Annotated in this window: 15 protein-coding genes and 2 pseudogenes; 5 read left to right on the forward strand and 12 right to left on the reverse strand. The window is 72.5% G+C overall.

Features of this window, described 5'->3' with window-relative positions; all coding sequences use genetic code 11:
- Positions 1-3 precede the first annotated feature (3 nt).
- On the forward strand, positions 4-642 hold the full coding sequence (locus KRR39_RS14915) for an ATP-binding protein (RefSeq protein WP_216938065.1): 639 nt from the start codon (positions 4-6) through the stop codon (positions 640-642).
- A 220-nt stretch (positions 643-862) separates the two neighbouring features.
- A pseudogene (locus KRR39_RS24975) lies at positions 863-1,240 on the forward strand (DUF1097 family protein); the annotation flags it as partial.
- 303 nt (positions 1,241-1,543) lie between these two features.
- Here KRR39_RS24975 and trhA read toward each other — a convergent pair.
- The 4 genes and pseudogenes from trhA to KRR39_RS26185 form a co-directional block, all read right to left on the reverse strand.
- Positions 1,544-2,221: a PAQR family membrane homeostasis protein TrhA gene (trhA, locus tag KRR39_RS14925; RefSeq protein ID WP_254185167.1), complete on the reverse strand. Its 678-nt coding sequence runs from the start codon at positions 2,219-2,221 to the stop codon at positions 1,544-1,546.
- 190 nt (positions 2,222-2,411) lie between these two features.
- A complete protein-coding gene (locus KRR39_RS14930; RefSeq protein ID WP_216938067.1) occupies positions 2,412-4,721 on the reverse strand; it encodes an MMPL family transporter in 2,310 nt (769 codons plus the stop codon).
- A 72-nt stretch (positions 4,722-4,793) separates the two neighbouring features.
- Positions 4,794-5,183 (reverse strand): hypothetical protein, encoded by a 390-nt coding sequence (locus KRR39_RS14935; RefSeq protein WP_216938069.1) that lies wholly within the window; start codon positions 5,181-5,183, stop codon positions 4,794-4,796.
- Between the two features lie 37 nt (positions 5,184-5,220).
- Positions 5,221-5,409 (reverse strand): annotated as a pseudogene (locus KRR39_RS26185) (TetR/AcrR family transcriptional regulator); the annotation flags it as partial.
- 241 nt (positions 5,410-5,650) lie between these two features.
- Between KRR39_RS26185 and KRR39_RS14945 the strand changes: the two are divergent.
- A complete protein-coding gene (locus tag KRR39_RS14945) occupies positions 5,651-7,690 on the forward strand; it encodes an RCC1-like domain-containing protein (RefSeq protein ID WP_216938071.1) in 2,040 nt (679 codons plus the stop codon).
- 114 nt (positions 7,691-7,804) lie between these two features.
- Positions 7,805-8,677 (forward strand): oxidoreductase, encoded by an 873-nt coding sequence (locus tag KRR39_RS14950; RefSeq protein ID WP_216938073.1) that lies wholly within the window; start codon positions 7,805-7,807, stop codon positions 8,675-8,677.
- A gap of 4 nt (positions 8,678-8,681) precedes the next feature.
- Here the strand turns inward: KRR39_RS14950 and KRR39_RS14955 are convergent, their stop codons facing one another.
- The gene (locus KRR39_RS14955; RefSeq protein WP_216938075.1) at positions 8,682-9,785 is read right to left on the reverse strand and encodes an adenosine deaminase; all 1,104 of its coding nucleotides are present in this window, start codon (positions 9,783-9,785) and stop codon (positions 8,682-8,684) included.
- 48 nt (positions 9,786-9,833) lie between these two features.
- Here KRR39_RS14955 and KRR39_RS14960 point away from each other — a divergent pair, with 48 nt between their 5' ends.
- Positions 9,834-10,286, forward strand: a complete 453-nt coding sequence (locus KRR39_RS14960; RefSeq protein WP_216938077.1) for a MaoC family dehydratase — start codon at positions 9,834-9,836, stop codon at positions 10,284-10,286.
- A gap of 92 nt (positions 10,287-10,378) precedes the next feature.
- Here KRR39_RS14960 and KRR39_RS14965 read toward each other — a convergent pair whose 3' ends face one another.
- From KRR39_RS14965 to KRR39_RS14995, 7 genes are read right to left on the reverse strand one after another with little or no spacing between them, the layout of a single operon-like run.
- Positions 10,379-11,677 carry a thymidine phosphorylase gene (locus tag KRR39_RS14965; RefSeq protein WP_216938084.1) on the reverse strand — a complete coding sequence of 433 codons (1,299 nt, stop codon included), beginning with the start codon at positions 11,675-11,677 and terminating at the stop codon, positions 10,379-10,381.
- 22 nt (positions 11,678-11,699) lie between these two features.
- Positions 11,700-12,059 (reverse strand): cytochrome P450, encoded by a 360-nt coding sequence (locus KRR39_RS14970; protein ID WP_216938086.1) that lies wholly within the window; start codon positions 12,057-12,059, stop codon positions 11,700-11,702.
- Positions 11,992-12,828 carry a cytochrome P450 family protein gene (locus KRR39_RS14975; protein WP_216938088.1) on the reverse strand — a complete coding sequence of 279 codons (837 nt, stop codon included), beginning with the start codon at positions 12,826-12,828 and terminating at the stop codon, positions 11,992-11,994. Before KRR39_RS14975 ends, KRR39_RS14970 begins: the two co-directional genes overlap by 68 nt.
- Positions 12,829-12,844: 16 nt before the next feature.
- Positions 12,845-13,252, reverse strand: coding sequence for a cytidine deaminase (locus KRR39_RS14980; RefSeq protein ID WP_302053503.1), 408 nt, complete (start codon positions 13,250-13,252; stop codon positions 12,845-12,847).
- A 1-nt stretch (position 13,253) separates the two neighbouring features.
- Complete coding sequence (locus KRR39_RS14985) at positions 13,254-14,510, reverse strand: ABC transporter permease (protein WP_216938090.1); 1,257 nt, start codon at positions 14,508-14,510, stop codon at positions 13,254-13,256.
- Positions 14,507-15,595 carry an ABC transporter permease gene (locus KRR39_RS14990; RefSeq protein WP_216938092.1) on the reverse strand — a complete coding sequence of 363 codons (1,089 nt, stop codon included), beginning with the start codon at positions 15,593-15,595 and terminating at the stop codon, positions 14,507-14,509. Before KRR39_RS14990 ends, KRR39_RS14985 begins: the two co-directional genes overlap by 4 nt.
- Positions 15,595-17,199: an ABC transporter ATP-binding protein gene (locus KRR39_RS14995; protein ID WP_254185168.1), complete on the reverse strand. Its 1,605-nt coding sequence runs from the start codon at positions 17,197-17,199 to the stop codon at positions 15,595-15,597. The genes KRR39_RS14990 and KRR39_RS14995 overlap by 1 nt, the downstream gene beginning before the upstream one ends.
- Positions 17,200-17,236: the final 37 nt, after the last annotated feature.

Below are 17,236 nucleotides of genomic sequence, written 5' to 3' on the forward strand. Positions count from 1 at the left end.
GGCGTGCACGCCCAGGTGATCGTGGTGGCCGGGCCGTCCGGCTCCGGCAAGTCACGGCTCTGCAGCCGGCTCCAGGAGCACCCCGGCGTCCCGGTGGTGAACCTCGACGACTTCTACAAGAACGGCGACGACCCGACGCTGCCCCGGATCAGCCTGGCCCCCGGCCAGGAGATCGTCGACTGGGACGACCCCACCTCCTGGTCGCAGGACGACGCCCTCGACGCCCTGGAGCGCCTCTGCCGCGACGGTGCCGCCGACATCCCGGTCTACGACATCGCCCGGGACGGCCGGGTCGGCAGCACCTCGCTCGCGCTGGCGGGAGCGTCGTACGTCGTCGCGGAGGGGCTGTTCGCCCAGGAGGTCGTGCGCGGCTGCCGGGAGCGCGGCCTGCTCGCCGACGCGGTGTGCGTGCGCAACCACCGGCTGGTCACCTTCTGGCGGCGGCTGACCCGCGACCTCCGCGAGCACCGCAAGCCGCCGCTGGTGCTGCTGCGCCGCGGCTGGCTGCTGATGCGGGCCGAGCCCGACGTGGTCGCGCACGCGGTCTCCTGCGGGGCGACGCCGATGACCCCGGACGAGGCGTACACCCGGTTGTCGGCGCTCGTCGTGCCGGTCACCGGGCGGTCGTCCCGACGGGGCTGAGCCGGGACCGCCCGCCCTCGTATCGCAAAGTGAGACCCTGGCCCGCGGACCGGGCACCGACAATCGTCGGGCACCGTCCCCCGCGAGCACGGGTGGTCGATCCACGGGGAGCCGGCGGTGCGACTCGTCACGCCGTCGCCGTCGTCCGGGGCGGCGGCCGGGGCCTGCGCACGGGCGGCCGGGTCGAGTGCCACGCTCCACCGGTCCAGAGGAGTCCCTCATGGTTTCCCGAGCACGATCCGCCGCTCCGCTCGCCCTCGTCATCGCCGTCCTGGCGTTCGCCTGGGTCGAGATCAGCTTGAACTTCACGTTCCACTGGGTCGCCGACGGTGACCTGGGCAACGGCCTGAGCCTGCCGAGCAGCTTCCACCTCATCGTGCCCGCAGCCTTCGTGTCGTGGGGGCTGTTCTTCGCCGCCGGCGCCGACTCGCCGGCCCTCACCAAGGTCCTCGCCGCCTCCGGGATCGGGTCGGTGGGCGGCCTCGTGGTGATGGCCCTGGCCCCCCAGGTCGCCGACCTGCCGGACTTCTGGGGCATCGCCCTGGTGGTCGCGGTCGCCGCGTTCCTGCTCGTGCTGCTGTCGGTCGTCGGGGACTGGTACTACGTGCCGGGGATCTTCGCCGCGTTCGCGGCCACCATCTTCTGGTGGATCGCCACGGGCCTGGACAACTGGGCCGCCGGCGGCGGTGGTGTCGGCAACAGCGTGGCCGCCCTGGGAGACCCGGCCACGGCAGGCGCGGGCGCCTTCGGGGGCGTGCTCTCGACCCCCCTACGGCTGGGTCTGGGCCGACACCCTCGTGTCGCTGCTGATCGGGTGCCTGCTGGGTCTGCTCTCCGTCAAGCTGGCCGGGCTGTTCGCCCCTGTGCAGCAGGCCCAGGAGCTTCCGGCGGACCTGGCGGCTCAGCGCAGCGAGTAGGTCGCGATCGAGACGCCCGCGTAGTGCGCGGCGAACGCGACCACGGTGAAGGTGTGGAACACCTCGTGGAACCCGAACCACTGCGGGACCGGGTTCGGCCGGCGCAGGCCGTAGACCACGCCACCCACGGTGTAGAGCAGGCCGCCGAGCGCGAGCAGCACCACCACCGAGGTGACGTGGTACCGCGCGAAGTCGCCGGCGAAGAACACCGCCGCCCAGCCGAGCGCGATGTAGATCGGGGTGTACACCCACCGCGGGGCGCCGGGGACGAACATCCGGAACGCGATTCCGAGCGCGGCGCCGCCCCAGGCCACGGCGAGCAGCACCACCCGGTCCGAGCCCTCGAGGAGCAGCAGGCTGAACGGGGTGTAGCTGCCCGCGATCAGCAGGAAGATGCTGGCGTGGTCCATCCGGGTGAGCACCAGCTGGACCCGCGGCGACCAGCCGCCGCGGTGCATGGTGGCGGACACCGTGAACAGCACCAGGGCGCAGGTGGCGAAGATGGCCGAGCCGATCCTCGGGGCGCCGCCGGGCGAGAGCAGGACCAGCAGCACGCCACCGACCAGGGCCAGCGGAGCGGTGCCGGCGTGCAGCCAGCCGCGCATCCGGGGACGGACCTCGGCGACCATGTCGGCGACGTGCCCAGCCACGTGCTCGCTCACGGAGTGGGCAGCGGAGACGGAGGGGGGGCACCAGGGAGATATACCCCGTACCGGGCCGCGCGAAGCGGCCTCCGGCTGCCGGTCCAGACCCGTGGGGCAGCAGTGACGGCTGGGGCTCACGCGTCGACATCGGGGCCACCTCTCCGCCGAAGACCGGTCCCCGCCGAACGGACCGGCCCAGCCGGTCGGGCTACCGGACGGGCTGCGTCTCGTCCGCGACCTCGCGGGCGTCGTCGGGGACCCGCATCGCGGTGAGCTTGCCGCCCTCGATGTCGACGTTCGGCAGCAGCCGGTCGAGCCACCTCGGCAGCCACCAGGCGGCGTCGCCGAGCAGGTACATCACCGAGGGGATCAGCACCATCCGCACCACGAAGGCGTCGAGGAAGACGGCCGCGGCGAGCGCGAACCCGATCGACTGGATGAGCGCGTTGTCCTGCAGCATGAAGGCCGCGAACACCGAGATCATGATCGTCGCGGCCGCGGAGACCACCCGGGCACCGTGCCGGAACCCGTCGACGACCGCCTCGCGGGCCGAGGCGCCGTGCACGTAGGCCTCGCGCATCCGGGTCACCAGGAAGACCTGGTAGTCCATCGCCAGGCCGAAGACGATCCCGATCACGATGATCGGCATGAAGCTCACCAGCGGCTGCCCCTCGACCAGGCCGAGGTGGCCCTCCTGGAAGACCAGCACCGTGGCGCCGAGCGTCGCGAGCACCGAGAGCAGGAACCCGAGGGTGGCGGTCAGCGGCACCAGGATCGACCGGAACACCAGCATCAGCAGCAGGAACGCGAGACCGATGACGACCGCGAGGTACGTCGGCAGCGCCTCGGTCAACCGGTCGGAGACGTCGGTCTGGATCGCGGTGATCCCGGTGACGCCCACGGTCGTCGAGGTCTTCGCCTCGATGGCGGACTGGCCGTCGCGCAGGGCGCCGAGCAGGTCCACGGTGGCCTGCGCGTCGGGGCCGCTCCTCGGCGTGACCAGGATCTGGGCCCCGGTGCCGGCCTCGTTCATCCCGACGACCTGCGCGCTGGCGACGTCCCGCTGGCCGGCGGCCCAGTCGACGACCTGGCCGTACGCCGCGGGACGGTCCGCCTCGGCGGCGCCGCGTCCGTCGACGACGAGCAGCAGCGGTGCTTCCCGCCCGGGGCCGAACGCGTCGCTGACCAGGTCGGAGGCCTGGCGCTGCGTGGTGCTGGTTGCCGCCGTCGAGTCGCTGGGCAGCGCGAGGTGCAGGCTCCGGGCCGGCAGGGCCAGGGCGCCCAGGGCGACGACCACGAGCAGCAGGACCGCCACCGGGGCCCGGCCGAGCAGCCGCGCCCACCGGACCCCGTTGTTGTGCAGCCGGCCGTCGGCGTCGCGCTCGACGCGCTCGCGACGTACCCGGCCGCCGAAGGCCTTGGACTTGAGCATGCCCAGCACGGCCGGCAGCAGGGTCAGCGCCACGAGCACCGCCATGAACACGGTGCCGGCGGCGGCGAGGCCCATGCTGGTCAGGAACGGGATCCGCACGATCGCCAGCGCGGACAGGGCGATCAGCACGGTCAGGCCCGCGAACACGACGGCCGACCCGGCGGTGCCGACCGCGCGGCCCACGGCCTCCTGCCGGTCGTCGGTGTGGTGCAGCTCGGTGCGGTAGCGGGACAGGATGAACAGCGTGTAGTCGATGCCGACGGCGAGCCCGATCATCGTGGCCAGGATCGGGGTGGTGGTGCCGACGGTGGTGAAGGCGGTGGCGATGCTGATGCCGGACACGCCGAGACCGACGCCGACGAGGGCCGACAGGATCGGCAGGCCGGACGCGACGAGCGAGCCGAAGGTGATGATCAGCACGACGAGCGCGACGCCGATGCCGAGCAGCTCGCTGGTGCCGCCGGTCTCCACCATCGCCTGCGTGCCCGACCCGTTGGCCTCCGCGGTCAGGCCGTCGGCGCGGGCGTCGGCCAGCACGTCGAGCAGCTTCTGCTGGGTGGCCGGCGCCACGTCCGCGACCGACGCCACGTCGTAGGTCCACGAGACGGTGCCGACCCGGCTGTCCGGGCTCAGTGGCAGCAGCGCCCTGGCGTTGGCACGCGCGACGTCGGCGGGCGTGCCGGACTTCGTCGCGGCGCCGACGGCCTGCCGGTACTGCGCGTCCGAGGCCGGCACCGGGTCGGCCAGCTTCGTCGCCGGCATCTGCGGCAGGGCCTGCAGGTCCCCGACCAGGCGGTCGACGCGGTCGATGTACGCCGGCTCCCGGAGGGTGTGGCCCTGGGGTGCGGCGACCACGACGGTCACGCTCGCCTGGTCCTCGGCGTCCTCGGTGTCGGTGAAGAGCTGCTTCTGCAGGTCCTGCGCGGTGAGCGAGGGGATGCCGGGGATGGAGAACGTGTCGACCATCGGCTTGGAGACCGTGCCGGCCAGCACGCCGACGCCGATCAGCGCGACGAGCCAGGCGGCGACGAACGCCGGCCAGCGGCGGTAGGCGGTCTTGCCGAGGCGGTAGAGCAGGGTGGCCATGGAACAACTCCTGGGGAGGGCGTGGGGCGGCGACGCCGCACCGACCGGTGGACGTGGCAGGGGCGGGACGGGTCAGGTGGCGAGCAGGTCTCGGGCGGTGGCGAGCGACGCGGTGAACAGGGACGAGAGGTCGGTCTCGACGTCGTCGTCGAGGTAGCGCTCCATGGCGATGTGGAAGCAGACGAGCACCAGGCCGATGGCGACGTCGAGGCGGCGCCGGTCGAAGTGCCCGCCCTCGCGCTTCTCGGCGTGCACCACGCAGGACTCCACCGACTGCCGCAGCCGCTCGGCGGCCAGCGCGATCAGGCGCGGGTTCTCGACCATCACCTGCCGGCCGCGGGCGGCGTCCTCCCGCGTCTCGGGGCTGTCCCGCAGGATCGCGAGCACGATCGCCGCGAGGTCGTCGACGAGGTGCCCGGTCGGGCCGCCGGCGCTGAAGGTGCGCAGCAGCTCCTCGTCCATCGACGGCGGGCCCCCCCAGGACGGCGTCGTCCTTGCTCGGGAAGTAGTTGAACAGGGTCCGGCGCGAGACGCCGACCCGCTCGGCGAGCTGCTCCATGGTGAAGCCGTCCAGGCCGTGCTCGAGGACGAGCTGCTGGGCGGACGCGGTGATCCGGTGGGCGGTGAGTGCGCGCTTGCTGATCCGCGACGCGCCCGGACCGGCCTGCTGAATTGCACTCTCCTCCATAGAGTGCAGTTTTGCACCTTGTTTCCGGAAGTGCAAATCTGGTGCGGTCGTCCCTCCTGGCGGCACCCGGCCGGGTAGTCCCTCCGGGCGGTGCCGCTCCGTTCGGGTGGGACTCGGAGCCGAACGGGGGGCGGGCGTCCGCTTCGCCGTCCCGCGCCGGCCGGGCGCCCCTAGGTTGAGCGACGTCGGGCCGCGACCGGGACTGTTCGCGGCCGAATCCCCCTCGACGTCAGGACTCCTCGTGCCCCGCACCCACCGACTGGGTCGTGTCGTCGCCTCGACGACCGTCACCCTCGTCTCCCTCGGCGGTCTGACCGCCCTCGCCCCGCCCGCCTCCGCCGTCCCGCCGACCCTCGGCACCGTCACCGCCTGGGGCAGCAACGACGCGGGGCAGAACGCCGTGCCGGCCAGCCTGGGCGGCCAGGAGGTGGTCGCCGTCTCCGACGCCATCAACAACTCGATGGCGCTCACCGCCGACGGCAAGGTCACCGCCTGGGGATCGGGCGACCCGGTGACCAGGGTGCCGGCCGGCCTGGACCACGTGACCGCCATCTCCGCGGGCTACATGACCGACCTCGCGCTCGACGGCGACGGCAAGGTCACCGCCTGGGGAACGAACTACAACGGTTCGACCGTCGTGCCGGCCAGCCTGGCCACCAAGACCGTGACCAAGATCGCCGCCGGCGTGTACCACGAGCTCGCCCTGGATCAGGACGGCAAGGTCACCGCCTGGGGGCACAACGGCTTTGGCGCCACCAACGTCCCCCCCGTGCTGAATGCCAAGACGGTGACCGCGATCGCGGCCAGCGACCAGACCAGCATGGCACTCACCTCCGACGGCACGATCGTCTTCTGGGGCTACCCCCAGACTGGGCTCACCGCCGTGCCGACCAGCCCCGCCGGCACCCGCTTCGTCGACATCGCGCTCGGCAACCAGAGCGCGATGGCCCTCACGTCCGACGGCCGGGTCGTGGCCTGGGGGACCGGTCCGGCAAGTGTGGTTCCGGGCAGCCTCAACGGCAAGACGGTGACCGCCATCGACGCCGGCATGGGGCACAACACCGCGCTGCTCTCCGACGGCACGGTGGCGTCCTGGGGGAGCAACACCTACGGCGAGAGCGCCGTTCCCGCCGGCCTGACCGGCGTCACCCAGGTCTCCGCCGGCTCCGGGCACACCCTGGCGCTCGTTGGCGGGCGCGCCGGCACCTTCGACACCGCGCCCACCGCATCGATCTCCGGTACGCCGCGGGTCGGCGTGCCGCTGACCGCCTCACCCGGCACCGTGTCACCGACGCCTGACTCCTACACCTACCGCTGGTTCGCCGACGGCACCGCGATCCCCGGCGCCGACCAGGCGACGTACGTGCCGGCCCCGGCGCAGAAGCACACCGCGATCACCGTCACGGTGACCGCGCACCGGGCCCGGTACGTCTCGTCCGCCAGCACGTCCGCACCCACCGCTGACGTGGCGACGAACCTCGCGCCGACCCTCGACCTGACCGTGGCCGACGCCTCGATCCGGCGCGGCAGCTCGACCCGGCTGACCTGGACCTCCCACGAGGCCACCGGCTACCTCACCGCGGCCGGCGGCTGGTACGGCGCCCAGGCCACGTCCGGCACCGCGACCATCCGGCAGAACGCGCTCGGCGCCACCACCTACGTCCTGCGGGCGACCAACGCCAACGGCACCACCACCGCCCAGATCACCTTGCACGTCACCCGCCAGGCCAAGGCGCTCGCCGTCTCCGCCGGCGACGGCCTGCGGCTGCGCGGCACGGACCTGATCGTCACCGCGTCGAGGCTGGACCCCGCCGAGCCCTACACCGTCCGCGTGGCCGGCACCCGGGTCGCCACCGGGACCGCCAACTCGTCGGGTCACGTGGTCCGCACGGTGACGATCCCGAGGAGCACCGACGAGGGCCGCGCCCGCGTCACCGTCACCGGGGCGGAGTCCGACCGCACCGGCCGCGACACCGTGCGGGTGGTCCGGGCCAAGCACCTCGGCCTCGCCCTGGCGAAGAGGGTCCGCGCCTCCGCGCACCAGTCGGTGAGGGTCACCGGCCTCGCCGGGGGCGAGAAGGTCACCGTCCGCTACCAGGGCCGGCGCGTGTCGCCGCAGGGCGCGCACGCCGACGCCCGCGGCACCTACGCGACGACGTTCGGCGTCGCCGCGTCCTGGGGCACCAAGACCGTGCAGGTGACCGGGCGGTTCGCCGGCCGCACCGCGGTCCGGAGCTTCGAGGTCGTCCGGCGCTGCCGGGTCGGGCACATCTGCGGCTGACCCGCTCGACCTGCCCGGCCCGTGACCCACGGACGCCCGCGGAGCTCGCACCCCGAGCCCCGCGGGCGTTCGTCCGCCCGGTCGGCCTTCCCACCGTTGGATAGGTTCGAGGACATGTCCACCTTTCTTCTCGGTACGTCCACCGTGCAGCGCGTCGGCTTCGGCGCCATGCAGCTCCCCGGCCCCGGTGTCTTCGGGCCGCCCCGCGACCACGACGCCGCGATCGCCGTGCTCCGCCGTGCCGTCGAGCTCGGCGTCAACCACATCGACACCGCGCAGTACTACGGCCCCGACGTCTCCAACGCGCTGATCCGCGAGGCCCTGCACCCCTACCCCGAGGACCTCGTGCTGGTCTCCAAGGTCGGTGCCGTCCGCGACGACCAGGGCGGCTGGGTCCCGGCCCAGGAGCCCGCCGACCTGCGCGCCGGCGTCGAGGACAACCTCCGCTCGCTCGGCGTGGAGCGGCTCGGGGCGGTCAACCTGCGCCGGATGCCGGACGACCACCTCCCCGAGGGCATGCAGCCCGTGCCGTTCGAGGACCAGCTCGCCGAGATGGTGGCGCTGCGCGAGGAGGGCAAGATCGCCGGCATCGGCGTCTCCACGGTGACCCTCGCGCAGGTCGAGCTGGCCATCGCGAGCGCCGGGATCGTCTGCGTGCAGAACGCCTTCAGCCTGCTGGACCGCAGCGACGCGGCGGTGCTCGACGCCTGTCGCGACGCGGACGTCGCCTACGTCCCCTACTTCCCGCTCGGCTCCGCGTTCCCGGGGATGCCGAAGGTCACCGAGAACGACGTCGTGCGCGGCATCGCCGGGCGGCTCGGCGCGTCCCCGGCGCAGGTCGGCCTCGCCTGGCTGCTGGCCCACCGGGAGAACGTGCTGCTGATCCCGGGCACGTCGAGCGTCGCGCACCTCGAGGAGAACCTCGCGGCCGGCGAGATCATCCTGTCCGACGACGACGTCGCCGAGCTCGACAAGATCGCCGGCTGACCGCTCAGCTCATCACGCCCAGCACGGCGTACGCCGGCTTGATCTGCTCGTCGATGATCGCGAGCCGCTCGTCGAACGGCAGGAAGGCGGACTTCATCGCGTTGATCGTGAACCAGCGCACGTCGTCCATGCCGTAGCCGAACGCGTCGACCAGCTTGGCCATCTCCTCGGTCATCGAGGTGCCGCTCATCAGCCGGTTGTCGGTGTTGACGGTCACCCGGAACCGCAGCTCGGTGAGCGTCCCGATCGGGTGCTCGGCGATCGAGGAGGCGGCGCCGGTCTGGATGTTGGAGGACGGGCACATCTCCAGCGGGATGCGCTTGTCCCGCACGTAGGACGCGAGCCGGCCCAGGACCGGCGCTCCGTCGGGGCCGGTGTCCACGTCGTCGATGATCCGGACGCCGTGGCCGAGCCGGTCGGCGCCGCACCACTGGATCGCCTGCCAGATCGACGGCAGCCCGAACGCCTCGCCGGCGTGGATCGTGAAGTGCGCGTTCTCGCGCTGGAGGTACTCGAAGGCGTCGAGGTGCCGGGTGGGCGGGTAGCCCGCCTCGGCGCCGGCGATGTCGAAGCCCACGACGCCCTGGTCCCGGTAGGCGGTGGTGAGCTCGGCGATCTCCCGGCTGCGGGCCTGGTGCCGCATCGCGGTCAGCAGCTGGCGTACGACGATCGGCTGCCCGTCGCGCTGCGCCTCGTCCTGCCCCTCGACGAACCCGTCGCGCACCGCCTCGACGACCTGCTCCAGGGTGAGCCCCTCGGCCAGGTGCTGCTCGGGGGCGTAGCGGATCTCGGCGTACACCACGCCGTCGGCGGCGAGGTCGAGGACGGCCTCGCGGGCCACCCGGCGCAGGTTGTCCCGGGTCTGCATCACCGCGACGGTGTGGTCGAACGTCTCGAGGTAGCGCTCGAGGGAGCCGGAGTCCGCGGAGTCGCGGAACCACTTCCCCAGGCTCTCGGCGTCCTGGACCGGCAGCTCGTGCCCGGCGCCGGGCGCCAGGTCGATGATCGTCTGCGGACGCAGCCCACCGTCGAGGTGGTCGTGGAGCAGGACCTTGGGCGCCCGGGCGAGCAGCTCGCGGGACGGGGTACGTTCGGTGCTCTCGGCCATGGGGCACATCCAACCAGGCCGACCGACCATCAAGGAGTAGGGGCGAGCATGCGGGTCTTCACGACGTTCGACGAGCTGTCCGGGGCGGTGGGCCAGGACCTCGGCACCACCGAGTGGTTCGAGGTCACCCAGGAGCGCGTCGACGCGTTCGCGGACGCGACCGGTGACCACCAGTGGATCCACGTGGACGTCGAGAGGGCGAAGGACGGCCCGTTCAAGGGCACCATCGCGCACGGCTACCTCACCTTGTCGCTGATCCCGCAGTTCACCCCCGAGCTGTTCAGCCTCGAGACGCCGGGCGCCAAGCTGAACTACGGCGTCAACAAGGTGCGGTTCCCGAACCCCGTCAAGGTCGGCTCCCGGATCCGCGCGCAGGCCGAGATCGTCGACGTCAGCGACGTACCGGCGGGCAAGCAGCTGGTGACCCGCTACACGATCGAGATCGAGGGCGAGTCCAAGCCGGCCTGCGTCGCCGAGACGGTCGTCCTGCTGCTCTCCTGACCCGGCGCGTCTGGCGGCGCGGCACCCGCCCACCCGGCGCGTCTGGCGGCCGTCCTCGGACGAGAGGCCGCCAGAGGCGCCGGGTGGGCGGGCTAGGGGGCGACCCGGTCGAGGACGATCGGCACCGCGTCGTACGACGTCCCGGCGGGCGAGACCACGACGCCGTCCTCGAGGGCGGCCAGCGCGCGCTCGAACCGCTCGGGCTCGTCGGTGTGCAGCCGCAGGAGGTCCTGCCCCTCGGTGACCGGGTCACCGGGCTTGGCGAGCATCTCGACGCCGGCCGCGGCCTGCACCGGGTCCTCCTTGCGGGACCGGCCGGCGCCCAGCCGCCACGCGGCGAGCCCGACGGCCATCGCGTCGAGGGTGGTGAGCACGCCCGAGGAGGTGGCCCGGACGACGTGGGTCTCGCGCGCGGTCGGCATCGCCGCGTCCGGGTCGCCGCCCTGGGCCGCGATCATCCGTCGCCAGGCGTCCATCGCGGAGCCGTCGCGGAGCCGCTCGGCCGGGTCGACGTCGTGCACGCCGGCGGCCCGGAGCATCTCCCCGGCCAGCGCGAGGGTCAGCTCGACGACGTCGGCGGGGCCCCCGCCGGCGAGCACCTCGACCGACTCGGCGACCTCGAGCCCGTTGCCCGCGGTCAGGCCCAGGGGCGTGGACATGTCGGTGAGCAGCGCGACGGTGGTCACCCCGGCGGCGGTGCCGAGCGCCACCATCGTCTCGGCGAGCTCACGGGCCTGCGCGAGGTCCTTCATGAACGCGCCGCTGCCGACCTTGACGTCGAGGACCAGCGCGCCGGTGCCCTCGGCGATCTTCTTGCTCATGATCGACGACGCGATCAGCGGGATGGCCTCGACGGTGCCGGTCACGTCGCGCAGCGCGTAGAGCTTCTTGTCCGCGGGCGCCAGGCCGGTGCCGGCCGCGCAGATCACCGCGCCGACGTCCTCGAGCTGGCTCAGCATCGCGTCGTTGGACAGGTCGGCCCGCCAGCCGGGGATCGCCTCGAGCTTGTCGAGGGTGCCGCCGGTGTGGCCAAGTCCGCGGCCGGAGAGCTGCGGCACCGCGACCCCGCAGGCCGCCACCAGCGGGGCGAGCGGCAGGGTGATCTTGTCGCCGACGCCGCCGGTCGAGTGCTTGTCGGCGGTGGGCCGCGACAGCGAGGAGAAGTCCATCCGCTCGCCGGAGGCGATCATCGCCGCGGTCCACCGGGAGATCTCCCGCCGGTTCATCCCGTTGAGCAGGATCGCCATCGCCAGCGCCGACATCTGCTCGTCGGCGACCGCGCCGCGGGTGTAGGCGTCGACGACCCAGTCGATCTGCGAGTCGCTCAGCTCGCCGCGGTCGCGCTTGGCGGTGATCACCTCGACGGCGTCGTGCGTCTCGTGACGGGACATGGTGCTCCTCAGGTGTGGTGGGTCAGACGCCCACGGGGACGGAGGTGAAGCCGCGCAGCACGAACGTGCCCCGCGGCTCGGGAGTGCCGGCCAGGTCCAGGCCGGGGAGCTCGCGCAGCAGCAGGCCGAGCGACTCGACGAGCTCCATGCGGGCCAGCGGCGCACCCAGGCAGAAGTGCACGCCGGCGCCGAACGCCAGGTGCGGGTTGGGGTCCCGGTCGGGGCGGAAGGTGTCCGCGTCGGCGAAGACGGCCGGGTCGCGGTTGGCGGCACCGAGCAGCGCCGCGATCCTCTGCCCGGGCTCGACGGTGACGTCACCGACCCGGACCGGCTCGGTCGCGGTGCGCTCGAACAGCTGGAGCGCCGAGTCGTAGCGCAGCATCTCCTCCACGCAGGTCGGCACCTGCTCGGGGGCCGGCCGGGTCCCGGACCGGAGCATCGCGACGAGGCCGTTGCCGAACACGTTGACCGAGGCCTCGTGGCCGGCGTTGAGGAGCAGCACGGCCGACGCCACCACCTCGTCCTCGCTGAGCCCGCCCTCGCCGTCCTGGGCGGCGACGAGGTCGGAGACCAGGTCGCCGCGGGGCTCGGCGGCGCGGGCGCGGGCCAGCGCGCGGATCGTGTCCGCGAACTCCCCCCGCGGCGGTCACGGCGGCGTCGACGACGTCCTGGCCCGGCGCCACCTCGTACATCCGCACGATGGCCTGCGACCACGCCCGCAGCTGCGGCACCAGCCCGGTGGGCACGCCGAGCAGCTCGGCGATCACCAGGACGGGCAGCGGCTCGGCGTACTCCCCCACCACGTCGAACCCGGACCGGTCGACCTCGCGGAGCAGCTGCCCGGCGAGCTCGCGCACCCGGGGCCGGAGCCGCTCGACGTGGCCGCGGTTGAACGCCCCGACGACCAGCCGGCGCAGCCGGGTGTGGACGGGCGGCTCGTTCTCCATCATCTGGTTGCGGTGCAGCAGGTTGAACGGCTCGAGCGCGGCGGCCGGCTCGCGGTCGGTCCAGATCCGGCCGAGCCGGCGGTCCCGCAACACCGCGCTCGCACAAGCGTGGTCGAAGGTGAGGTACGTCGAGGACGGCTCGTGCCACGCCACGCCCCCGAGCCGGCGCTCCTCGGCGAACAACGGGTAGGGGTCGGCCACCACGTCGGCAGCCGTCAGGTCACACCGCGTCGAGCGCATCGGGACCGAACGCGTCCGGGAGCACCTCGCTCATCGGGCGCACCCCCGAGACCGACAGCAGCAGCATCCCCGGCCCACCGTTCTCGAACAGCACCTGGCGACAGCGCCCGCACGGCATGATCACCTCGCCGTCCTTGTTCACGCAGACCGCGTGGGTGAGCCGGCCACCGCCGGTGGCGTGCATCGAGGAGACCATCCCGCACTCGGCGCACAGCCCGAGACCGTACGACGCGTTCTCGACGTTGCAGCCGACCACCAGGCGGCCGTCGTCGACCAGCCCGGCCGCACCGACCTGGTAGTCGGAGTAGGGCGCGTAGCCGCGGCGCATGATCGCGGTCGCCTCCTCGACGAGCCGCGGCCAGGGCTCCTCCTCGGGCGTCCCCGGCACGTCAGCCCGCCTCGCCGCGGCGGTACCTCAACCCGTCGGCGGCGGGCATCCGCAACCGTTGCGCCGAGAACGCGAGCACGAACAGGGTGGCGACGTACGGCGTCATCCGGGTGAAGTCGCCCGGCACCTCGTCGGTGGTGAAGAACCACAGCGCGAACAGCCCGGCGGCGACCACGGTGACGATGCCGGCGCGGCGGGCGCCCCTGCGGAGCTGGTAGATGCCGTAGGCGAGCAGCACGATCGCGATCACGATCAGCAGCGCGTGCACGGCGCCGCCGCCGGCCCGCAGCTGCAGGGCGTCGGTGTAGCCGAACAGCAGCGCGCCGAGGATCAGGCCGCCGGGTCGCCAGTTGCCGAAGATCATCGCCGCGAGACCGATGTAGCCGCGGCCGTTGGTGATGCCGTTCTGGTAGAGCCCGGCGCCGACCAGCACGATGAAGCCGCCGGCCAGGCCCGCGATGGCGCCGGAGACCAGCACCGCGATGATCTTGTAGCGGTAGACGTTGACGCCGAGGGTCTCCGCGGCGCTCGGGCTCTCGCCGCAGGAGCGCAGCCGCAGGCCGAAGGCCGTGCGCCAGAGGATGAAGTACGTCGCCACGATGAGCAGCACCGCGACCACGGTGAGCGAGGACAGGTTGCGGGTCAGCGCACCGAGCACCGAGGCGAGGTCCGAGACCATGAACCAGTGCTTGTCCTCGACGGTCTTGGCCCAGTCCGCCACGGCGGGCAGGTCCAGGGACGCGGGGCCGTCGACCGGCGGGGACTGGGTCGGGCCGCCGCCCTGCAGCCCGGAGAACCACAGGTCCGCGAGGAACGCCGCGACGCCGACGGCCATGATGTTGATCGCGACGCCGGACACGATGTGGTCGACGCCGAAGATCACCGTGGCCAGCGCGTGCAGCGCGCCGCCGATCGCACCGAACGCCATGGCGGCGACGACGCCCTGCCAGGGGCCGTAGAACGTGCCGAAGTAGCCCGCGCCGATCGTGCCGAGGATCATCATGCCCTCGAGGCCGATGTTGACCACGCCGGCGCGTTCGGACCAGAGGCCGGCCAGGCCGGCCAGCGCGATCGGGATGAACGCGGAGATCGCCTCGCGCAGGGTGCCCGCGGAGTCGAGCTCGTTGCTGCCGGTGAGCACCCGGGCGAAGGAGACCAGCGCGAAGGCGACCACCAGCCAGGCCCACACCGGCACCTTGCGGCGCGGGGTGGACACCTCCGCGAGGCCCTGGGCGAGCGGCTCGTTGGCGACGGTCATGCCGGGACCTCCGTCTTCGGTGCGGTCGGGGCGAGCTGTTCGGCCACGGTGCGCTGCTCCTGGGCCTTGGTGTAGCGCCGGACGATCTCGTAGGCGACCACCACGCTGAGCACGAGCACGCCCTGGGTGATCGAGACGATGTCGTTGGAGACCCCCGCGTTGATCTCCAGCAGGCTGCTCTGCTCGACGAGGAACGCGAACAGCAGCGAGCCGAACGCGATGCCGACCGGGTTGTTGCGGCCGAGCAGGGCCACCGCGATGCCGGCGAACCCAAGGCCGGACTGGAACGTGGTGCCGTAGGCGTGCGTGTCACCGAACAGCAGCGGCAGGCCCACGAGCGCGGCGATGCCTCCGGAGATGACCATCGAGATCACCACCATCCGGCGTACGTCGATCCCGCTGGCCACCGCGGCGGTCGCCGAGGCGCCGGTCGCGCGGAGCTCGAAGCCGAACCGGGAGCGGTTCAGCAGCACGGCGTACCCGACCCCGGCGAGCAGCGCGATGACGGCCAGGCCGAGCACCTCGTTGGGGGCGCCGGGGACCAGCGGGAGGCCGGGCACCCAGGAGTCCTTGGGCAGCTGCTTGGTCTGGATGCTGTTGCCGACGATGCCGCCCCACTTGCGCAGCAGGTAGGCCGTCAGCGACACCGCGATGGCGTTCAGCATGATCGTCGAGATCACCTCGGACACCCCGCGGGTGACCTTGAGGAGACCGGCGATGGCGGCCCAGGCCGCGCCGCTGACGATCGCGATCAGGACCGCGACGAGCACGTTGAGCGGGCCGGGCAGCCAGCCCTGGCCGGCGAAGGCGGCAGCCGCGAAGACCGCGACGCGGTACTGCCCCTCGACACCGATGTTGAACAGGTTCATCCGGAACCCGATCGCCGCGGCCAGCGCGGAGAGGTAGAGCACCGAGGAGTTGTTGATGATGTTGACGACGTTGCGGGGCGCCGGCACCGAGAAGATCGTGCTCATGAAGCCGGACACCGAGTTGCCGGCGAGCAGCAGGATCACGACGGTGATCAGCATCGCCATCACGATGGCCAGCACCGGCGCGGCCGCGCCGACGAGGATGCGCCTGAGCATCAGTGGTCCTCCTTGCTCTCGGAGCGGCCGGACCGGGCGTCGTCCGCACCGGTCATCGCCGACCCGAGCTCCTGCGGGGTCACGTCCCGCGGGTCGAAGTCACCGACGAAGCGACCCCGCAGGATCACCTTGATCGAGTCGGACAGGCCGATCAGCTCGTCGAGGTCGGCCGAGATCAGCAGCACGGCCAGGCCCTGGCGGCGCGCCGCACGGATGTGGTCCCAGATCGCGGCCTGGGCCCCGACGTCGACGCCCCGGGTCGGGTGCGAGGCGACCAGCAGGACCGGGTCGCCGCTCATCTCGCGGCCGACGATGAACTTCTGCTGGTTGCCGCCGGACAGCGCGTGCGCGGTGGTCTCGATCGACGGGGTCCGCACGTCGTAGGCGTCGACGATCCGCTGCGCGTCCGTGCGGGCGCCGGCGCGGTCGATCCAGGCGCCCTTCACCGACGGCTCGCGGGTCTGGTGGCCGAGGATCCGGTTCTCCCACAGCGGTGAGTCCAGCAGCAGCCCGTGCCGGTGCCGGTCCTCGGGGATGTAGCCGATCCACTCGCGGCGCTTCTTCGTCGACCAGTCGGAGATGTCGGTGTCGGCGAGCTCGACCCGGCCGGTGGTCGGCTTGCGCATCCCGATCACCACCTCGGTCAGCTCCGTCTGGCCGTTGCCCTCGACGCCGGCGATGCCCAGCACCTCGCCGCGGTGGATCGTCAGCGACACGTCGGTGAGCAGCCGGCGGCCGGCCGCGTCGGTGAGCGTGACGTCGACGAGCTCGAGCATCTCCTCGTCGGTGACCGTGGACTCCTCGGTGTTCGGGGAGGGCAGCTCCGAGCCGACCATCAGCTCGGCGAGCTTGCGCGAGGTCACGTCGGCCGGGCGTACGGCGGCCACGGTGGTGCCGCGACGCACGACCGTGATGTCGTCGGCGACGGCGAGCACCTCGTCGAGCTTGTGGGAGATGAAGATGAGGGTGTGCCCCTCCCTCTTCAGGTCGCGGAGGTTCGCGAACAGCGCGTCGACCTCCTGCGGGACCAGCACGGCGGTCGGCTCGTCGAGGATGATCACCTGGGCGCCGCGGTAGAGCACCTTGAGGATCTCCACGCGCTGCCGCTCGCCGACCCCGAGGCCCTCGACGAGCTCGTCGGGGTCGAGCCCGAAGCCGTAGACCCGCGAGATCTCCTCGACCTTCGAGCGGGCCTTGTCGCCGATGCCGTGGAGCTTCTCCGCGCCGAGCACGACGTTCTCGAGCACGGTGAGGTTGTCCGCGAGCATGAAGTGCTGGAACACCATGCCGATGCCGAGCTTGATGGCGTCGGCCGGCGAGCTCATCGTCACCGGCGTGCCGTCGACCTCGATCGTGCCGTCGTCGGGCTTCTGGACGCCGTACAGGATCTTCATCAGCGTCGACTTGCCGGCGCCGTTCTCCCCCACGATCGCGTGCACCGTGGCGGCGCGGACGTCGATGTCGATGTCGTGGTTGGCGATGACGCCGGGGAACCGCTTCCCGATGCCGCGCAGCCGAACGGCGACCTTCTCGGTGCTCCCGGCGCGGTCGGTGCTGGGTGTCGTGGTGACAGAACCACTGCCTGACGAAGAGATGGCACACACTCCCGGATGGTGAGGTTCGGCTGGACGCGCCACGGGC

Source organism: Nocardioides panacis, assembly GCF_019039255.1.
GTDB classification, from domain to species: Bacteria; Actinomycetota; Actinomycetes; order Propionibacteriales; family Nocardioidaceae; genus Nocardioides_B; species Nocardioides_B panacis.

Bases quoted from the DNA above. Each gene is read 5' to 3' on its own strand.
- KRR39_RS14930 (WP_216938067.1), bottom strand. From the start codon at position 4,721: ATGGCCACCCTGCTCTACCGCCTCGGCAAGACCGCCTACCGCCGCTGG.
- KRR39_RS14935 (WP_216938069.1), bottom strand. From the start codon at position 5,183: ATGGACGAGGAGCTGCTGCGCACCTTCAGCGCCGGCGGCCCGACCGGG.
- KRR39_RS14950 (WP_216938073.1), top strand. From the start codon at position 7,805: ATGTCCACCTTTCTTCTCGGTACGTCCACCGTGCAGCGCGTCGGCTTC.
- KRR39_RS14955 (WP_216938075.1), bottom strand. From the start codon at position 9,785: ATGGCCGAGAGCACCGAACGTACCCCGTCCCGCGAGCTGCTCGCCCGG.
- KRR39_RS14960 (WP_216938077.1), top strand. From the start codon at position 9,834: ATGCGGGTCTTCACGACGTTCGACGAGCTGTCCGGGGCGGTGGGCCAG.
- KRR39_RS14965 (WP_216938084.1), bottom strand. From the start codon at position 11,677: ATGTCCCGTCACGAGACGCACGACGCCGTCGAGGTGATCACCGCCAAG.
- KRR39_RS14970 (WP_216938086.1), bottom strand. From the start codon at position 12,059: ATGCTGCGCTACGACTCGGCGCTCCAGCTGTTCGAGCGCACCGCGACC.
- KRR39_RS14985 (WP_216938090.1), bottom strand. From the start codon at position 14,510: ATGACCGTCGCCAACGAGCCGCTCGCCCAGGGCCTCGCGGAGGTGTCC.
- KRR39_RS14990 (WP_216938092.1), bottom strand. From the start codon at position 15,595: ATGCTCAGGCGCATCCTCGTCGGCGCGGCCGCGCCGGTGCTGGCCATC.